The following is a 6,879-nucleotide window of genomic DNA, read 5'->3' as shown; positions in this document are numbered from 1 at the left end:
TGCCGAAAATCCTGCTTTTGGGACGCCGTTAATCGGTTTCCCAGAGCACAAAAATTTATGTCTCAACCTCCTTTTAATGTTCTAACTCTTTTTTGATTTAATCAGGCTATCCTAATTAGTTTTTAAAGGCTCTAAACCAAATTGGACTGATGAGTTCAATATCGGGAGTCAGGCAATTCTCATGAAACCAAGCAAATAAGTTGCTCGCTATATGATTAATACCCAAAACATGCAAGGATTAAAAATACAGACAATATATGTAAAAAAGTTGCAATTTGCATAATTAAATTGTGTCTAATTATTGACTAAATAAATTTTGCCAAATATAATATTAATTAATAATTTGAAATGATTAGCGTATACAATTTAAGTTCTCTTTGGAGAATATATTTTTTAAACATAAATGTAAACGCTTACCTTTTTGAATTAATCAATAGAAAGGATGGTCATTATGAGTGCTTGGTTAAGTAAATTATTTGAGTTTATTCCTCGAATAATCATCAATTTGTTTATCTAAAATAAAAAATAGAGGTGCTGACAATGATGAAAAGTCAAAATAAGTATAGTATTCGTAAATTTAGTGTAGGTGCATCTTCCATTTTAATAGCTACATTACTATTTTTAAGTGGTGGACATGCACAAGCAGCTGAGAAAAAAGTGAACATGGGAAATTCGCAGGAGGGTACAGTTACAGCACAATCTATTGGGGATCAACAAACTAGGGAAAATGCTAATTATCAACGTGAAAACGGTGTTGACGAACAGCAATATACTGAAAATTTAACTAAGAACTTGCATAATGATAAAACAATATTAAAAGAAAATCATCATAAAACAGATGATTTGAATAAAGATCAACAAAAGAATGATAAAAAATCATTGATTAACGATAAAAATATTCAACTTGATTCAGCAAAAAATAACAATGCTAATCCTAGCGATGTAAATCAAGGGTTAGAACAGGCTATTAATGATGGCAAGCAAAGTAAAGTGGCGTCACAGCAACAGGCAAAAGAGGCAGATAATAGTCAAGATTCAAACGCTAATAACAATCTACCTTCACAAAGTCGAACAAAGGAAGCGCCATCATTGGATAAGTCAGGTCAAACAAGCCAATCAGAAATTGTTAATGAGACAGAAATAGAAAAAGTACAACCACAACAAAAGAATCAAGCGAATGATAAAATTACTAACCACAATTTTAACAATGAACAAGAAGTGAAACCTCAAAAAGACGAAAAAACACTATCAGTTTCAGGTTTAAAAAACAATCAAAAATCACCAGTAGAACCAACAAAGGACAATGACAAGAAAAAAGATTTAAATATATTAAAAAGTAGTGCAGTAGCCACGTTGCCGAATAAAGGGACAAAGGAACTTACTGCAAAAGCGAAAAGTGATCAAACTAATAAAGTTGCCAAACAAGGGCAGTACAAAAATCAAGATCCTATCGTTTTAGTTCATGGTTTCAATGGGTTTACAGATGATATTAACCCGTCAGTATTGGCACATTATTGGGGCGGTAATAAAATGAACATTCGCCAAGATTTAGAAGAAAATGGTTACAAAGCATATGAAGCAAGTATTAGTGCTTTTGGAAGTAACTATGATCGTGCAGTGGAACTTTATTATTATATTAAAGGTGGACGAGTTGATTATGGTGCAGCCCATGCAGCAAAGTATGGTCATGAACGTTACGGAAAAACATATGAAGGCGTATATAAAGATTGGAAGCCAGGACAAAAAATACATTTAGTTGGACACAGCATGGGTGGTCAAACGATTCGTCAATTAGAAGAATTATTGCGAAATGGTAGCCGTGAAGAAATAGAATATCAAAAACAGCATGGTGGTGAAATTTCCCCATTATTCAAAGGTAATCAGGACAATATGATTTCATCAATTACTACTTTAGGAACACCACATAATGGTACACACGCATCAGATTTGGCAGGAAACGAAGCTTTAGTGAGACAGGTTGTATTTGATATCGGCAAAATGTTTGGTAATAAAAATTCTAGAGTAGACTTCGGGTTGGCTCAATGGGGTCTAAAACAGAAACCAAATGAATCATATATGGATTATGTAAAACGTGTTAAACAGTCTAATTTATGGAAATCGAAAGATAATGGATTTTATGACTTAACACGTGAAGGTGCGACAGAATTAAATCGCAAAACATCATTGAATCCTAATATTGTATACAAAACATATACTGGTGAAGCGACGCATAAAGCTTTGAACAGTGATAGACAAAAAGCTGACTTAAATATGTTTTTCCCATTCGTAATAACAGGTAATTTGATTGGGAAAGCTACCGAAAAAGAATGGAGAGAGAACGATGGATTGGTATCAGTTGTCTCTTCGCAACATCCATTTAATCAAGCATATACAAATGCTACAGATAAAATTCAAAAAGGCATTTGGCAAGTAACACCGACAAAGCATGATTGGGATCATGTTGATTTTGTAGGACAAGATAGTTCTGATACGGTGCGCACAAGAGAAGAATTACAAGATTTTTGGCATCATTTAGCAGATGATTTAGTGAAAACTGAAAAAGTGACAGATACAAAACAAGCATAATTAAAAAAGGGAGGTATAGAAAATGACAGCAGATTTCTTTCAATTAATCGGTTCATTATTTAGAATTTTAAAAGAATTATTTAAGTAACACTCTCATGTAAATGTGTTAGTGTCTATAAATAAACTGGAAATAAAAACTACGAATATAACTACAAACAAACACGCGATGATTTGAGCTCGATTTAAATTAAGAGAGCTTTTCATCGCGTGTTTTGGTATTAGTTAGTATGCATTAATATTTAATTTATATGGCTGTTTTCCAATGATAAATCTAAAGATATAGAATTCTCGGAAAATCATACCCACGCCAATGCATAATCCTAAAATAAATAGAAGAGATATAGTTAGGAATACCATAGTATTATCTTCGAATATATTTGTATATGCAAATAGTGAATCTAAGATAATTGGATGTAATAAATATATGAAGAACGAGAATGCACTAATCATTTGAATTGTATTAAATAGCATTGTTTTAAAATGTGTGCAAATTCCTAATATCACGATAAACATAACACTATTATATGGCGTTAATGAATATGAGAAACTTGTAACATTCCAATAATCCCCATTTGCCAATGCAATAAATACAAAGTATGTTGCTACAGCTAAAACAATCATAATAACTAAGTAACGTTCTAAGAAATTTAAGACGCGCTCATAGTTATAGCCAAGGTATGCACCCAAGAAGAAATAGAAAATCCATCCTAATATCATTGTATTTTCACTTAATGGATAATAGTGTAAAACTGTATCATGGAATGCTGAATTGTTTGAAAAGTAATATAAAAATGATTGCTGTACTATAAATGATAGTAGTAACAATATTTTACTGTTGAAAAGATTATAATTAATTTTAAAAATGATATAACTTAAAACAAAGAATTGCATGATAACTACAATAAAATAACCATACCATTGACCTAATAAAACATTTTCAACGAATTGTTTGTTGAAAGAAGAGTTAGTTAATAAGGACTCACTGTAACTGTAAAATAAACCCATTAATATGTAAGGAATAAGTATATATTTCACACGTGTTGTTAAATATCTGTATGTGACTTTTTGATAATTCAATGTTGTAAGTAATTGAGATAATATAATAAAGCATGGCGTTCCAAAAATAACAATATTGCGAATATAGAATTGTAATACTAAAGAACCACCCTCTAAATTTTCATGCTTTAAAGTAATTTGTGTTAATAAATGTGTAATGATAATAATCGTACATATAATTGCTCGTAAATAAACAAGTTCAAGTCTAATCTTTTTCATGGAATCCGTCCCATCTCTTAATTAAATGCTCAAAAGCATCATCACTAATTAATATTCTTGGGATGTAATAATCGTTGGCGCCAGGCGTGACTGCTTTTTCCTCTAATGAAAAACCGTATTTTATTCCTGCTTTTTTAATGGCAGGTAATTTTTTGTCATTCATCAAGCCATAAGGATAGGCTATTGTATTCTGTGACTTTTTAAAGTTTTTAGTTAGATATTTTTCACTTTTATTTATATCTTTGATAATTTTTGCATCCGATGATTGCATCAACTTTGATTTATTGTTTTTACTCAAATTATGCAAATTATCTGTGTGAGTTTCAAACTCCCATAATCCAGTTTTATACATTTCTTTAAGTTGCTTTTTGCTAATCATATCTAGATTGTGGAAATTTTCTTCACCTACATGCCCGGTTATGATAAATCCAGTCGCAGGAATTTTATATTTTTTTAGAATTGGATAAGCATTTTCGTAAATAGTTTCATCCATATCATCAAAGTTTATCCATACACTTCGTTTTGGAAACTTTCCTTTTTTCTTATAATATAAAAATTCTTTCAGTGTTAAAAATTTAGCATTGTGTGATCTTAGCCACTTAATCTGTGACTCAAATTGTGATTGGCTAACACTGTAATTCTTAATTTCTTTACTACTTGAAAAGAAATAAATAAAATTATTCAGAAAATTCGATTTTCTCACACGGTGATAATTTAATGCAAGGGCACTATCTTTTTTGTATTTCAGTTTTTTAGGTGCATCGTCATCTGCATTAGCAACATGATGCGTGTCCAATGTGCTTACAGGTAAGATGATTAATAGACTTAATACAAGGATAATTAATTTTCGTAACTTCACGAATCTCTTCCTCTCTGCCACTTTTGAATGAGTAGACTAATTGTAAAAAATACAAAAATTATAAGCACAAAAATACCCATACTTTCAAAAATGTTTAAAATTTCAGTATTTTCAATATTCAAGGCCACTCGAATAGTGTTTATACTTTCGTCATGAAAATTAAAAATGGTGCCAAAATAAACGAGTAAAACGACAAAACAATAAATCCAGAAGAAACAGGATATAGCGACAAGTGCTGTTTCTCTAACGATATTTAGTGATGATTTTAACGTTGGGTATTCCCTCTGTCTGGGCTTGACCATGTTGCGTAACCACCTTTCTTACGTTTTAAGGCTTTTGGAAATGCGACAAGTACAACTGCTGCATTAATAATCCAGTATACTGTTGGATACCAACTGACGAATATGAGTCCTGCCATATTTTTTTTCTCGTAGCGACTATCTATAAAGAGTGCGACTGTAAATTGAATAACGTTTATAAAAGTCATAGTGAATGATGATAGTAAAAAGATTGAAAAACTATATGTCATAAATGTATAGTCTAAGAAGTTTGCAGTGATGAACAAATAACCTAAATATAGAAGAACAATATATACCCATAAAATTGAGATGATTTGTTCAAACATCAAAATATATAAAGGGAATCTTTTTGTTTTCATCGTACTAAAAAAGTCTCGTAGTAATACTTCATGTCCCCCTTGAGCCCATCTAACACGTTGTTTCCAAAGACCTCCCAATGTTTCTGGAACCAACATCCAACACATTGCACGAGGCTCATATTTAATATGATATCCGAGTAAATGTAATTTCCAAGAAACTGCAATATCTTCAGTTATCATATCGGTATCCCAGTAGCCAACATCTACAACTGCACTTTTTTTAAATAGAGTGAAGACACCAGAAATAGTGTTGACTGCACCAGCAAGTGTTTGACTACGCTTTATACAGCCAATTAAACTTGCATATTCTATCGTTTGGATTTTACCTAAAATAGAACTCTTATTTCGTATTCTAGGATTACCTGTAACGGCACCAAGTTTTGGATTATGTTTGAAATTTTCAATCATATAATATGGTGCATCTTGATCAACGATAGTGTCTGCATCTAAACACATTACATAATCATATGAAGCCTGTTTGATACCTTGATTGAGTGCGTTAGCCTTTCCTCTATTTTCTTGTAAATCTACAAAAATAAAGTCATTGTTTTCCTTCATCTTATAGATAAGTTCGGCTGTGTTATCTGAACTTCCGTCATTAATAATGATGATTTCTTTTTTCTCATATTTTAATGCCAAAACGTTCGATAATGTATCTTCAATCGTTTCACTTTCGTTATAACAGGCAAGTAAAAATGTAATGCCTTCTAATTCATCCACATTTATGTCTGGTTTCTTTTTCAGAGAATATCTAATTTCTTTAGTGAAAAAGTAATAAATTGAACCTACTATCCAATAAATTGACATAAAAACAGGATAAAATAGTAAAAAGTTAAAAAATTGCAAATTCCTTTACCTACCTTTCGTTAGTTAGGTTGTAAGCCATATGGTAATTGATAGTATTTTAATTTGCAATAGATTGTTGTTATAATTAAACGGAAATATTTGTAATTGCAACTTAATTTTCCTGTAACATAGTGTGATTAATTTTCTGTAGGGGGTTTTAAAAATTGAAGGATAAGATTATTGATAACGCAATAACCTTATTTTCAGAGAAGGGGTATGACGGTACAACACTTGATGATATAGCTAAAAGTGTAAATATAAAAAAAGCGAGTTTATACTATCATTTTGACTCGAAAAAAAGTATTTACGAACAAAGTGTTAAATGTTGCTTCGATTACCTTAACAATGTAATTCTGGTGAATCAAAATAAATCTAACTATTCAATTGATGCTCTATATCAATTTTTATTTGAATTTATTTTCGACATCGAAGAAAGGTATATTAGAATGTATGTCCAATTGTCTAATACACCTGAAGAATTTTCTGAAGATATTTATAGACAAATACGTGATTTAAACCAATCATTAAGTCAAGAAATAGCGAAGTTTTATGATGAGTCAAAGGTAACAATGACAAACGAAGATTTTCAAAACTTAATACTTCTATTCCTTGAAAGTTGGTATTTGAGAGCATCATTTTCTCAAAAATTTGGCTC

The 6,879-nt window shown here is 30.9% G+C and carries 6 protein-coding genes; 2 read left to right on the top strand and 4 right to left on the bottom strand.

Annotated features, from left to right (window positions below):
- The first annotated feature begins 543 nt into the window (after positions 1-543).
- Positions 544-2,586: a YSIRK domain-containing triacylglycerol lipase Lip1 gene (gene lip1, locus CD116_RS02400; protein WP_078101656.1), complete on the top strand. Its 2,043-nt coding sequence runs from the start codon at positions 544-546 to the stop codon at positions 2,584-2,586.
- Positions 2,587-2,808: 222 nt separating this feature from the next.
- Here the strand turns inward: lip1 and icaC are convergent, their stop codons facing one another.
- The 4 genes from icaC to icaA are packed head-to-tail and all read right to left on the bottom strand — an operon-like array spanning position 2,809 to position 6,224.
- A complete protein-coding gene (gene icaC / locus CD116_RS02395; RefSeq protein WP_047428123.1) occupies positions 2,809-3,861 on the bottom strand; it encodes a polysaccharide intercellular adhesin biosynthesis/export protein IcaC in 1,053 nt (350 codons plus the stop codon).
- Complete coding sequence (gene icaB, locus CD116_RS02390) at positions 3,848-4,720, bottom strand: intercellular adhesin biosynthesis polysaccharide N-deacetylase (protein WP_047531026.1); 873 nt, start codon at positions 4,718-4,720, stop codon at positions 3,848-3,850. The genes icaC and icaB overlap by 14 nt, the downstream gene beginning before the upstream one ends.
- Positions 4,717-5,022, bottom strand: a complete 306-nt coding sequence (gene icaD, locus CD116_RS02385) for an intracellular adhesion protein IcaD (RefSeq protein WP_047531028.1) — start codon at positions 5,020-5,022, stop codon at positions 4,717-4,719. Before icaD ends, icaB begins: the two co-directional genes overlap by 4 nt.
- Positions 4,986-6,224 carry a poly-beta-1,6 N-acetyl-D-glucosamine synthase IcaA gene (icaA, locus tag CD116_RS02380; protein ID WP_047428133.1) on the bottom strand — a complete coding sequence of 413 codons (1,239 nt, stop codon included), beginning with the start codon at positions 6,222-6,224 and terminating at the stop codon, positions 4,986-4,988. The genes icaD and icaA overlap by 37 nt, the downstream gene beginning before the upstream one ends.
- Before the next feature lie 164 nt (positions 6,225-6,388).
- Here icaA and icaR point away from each other — a divergent pair.
- A partial coding sequence (gene icaR, locus CD116_RS02375; protein ID WP_240625078.1) for an ica operon transcriptional regulator IcaR occupies positions 6,389-6,879 on the top strand: 491 nt, incomplete at its 3' end.

This window comes from Staphylococcus schweitzeri (assembly GCF_002902405.1).
In the GTDB taxonomy this organism is placed as follows: domain Bacteria; phylum Bacillota; class Bacilli; order Staphylococcales; family Staphylococcaceae; genus Staphylococcus; species Staphylococcus schweitzeri.
This window is presented reverse-complemented; position numbering and strand designations above follow the sequence as displayed.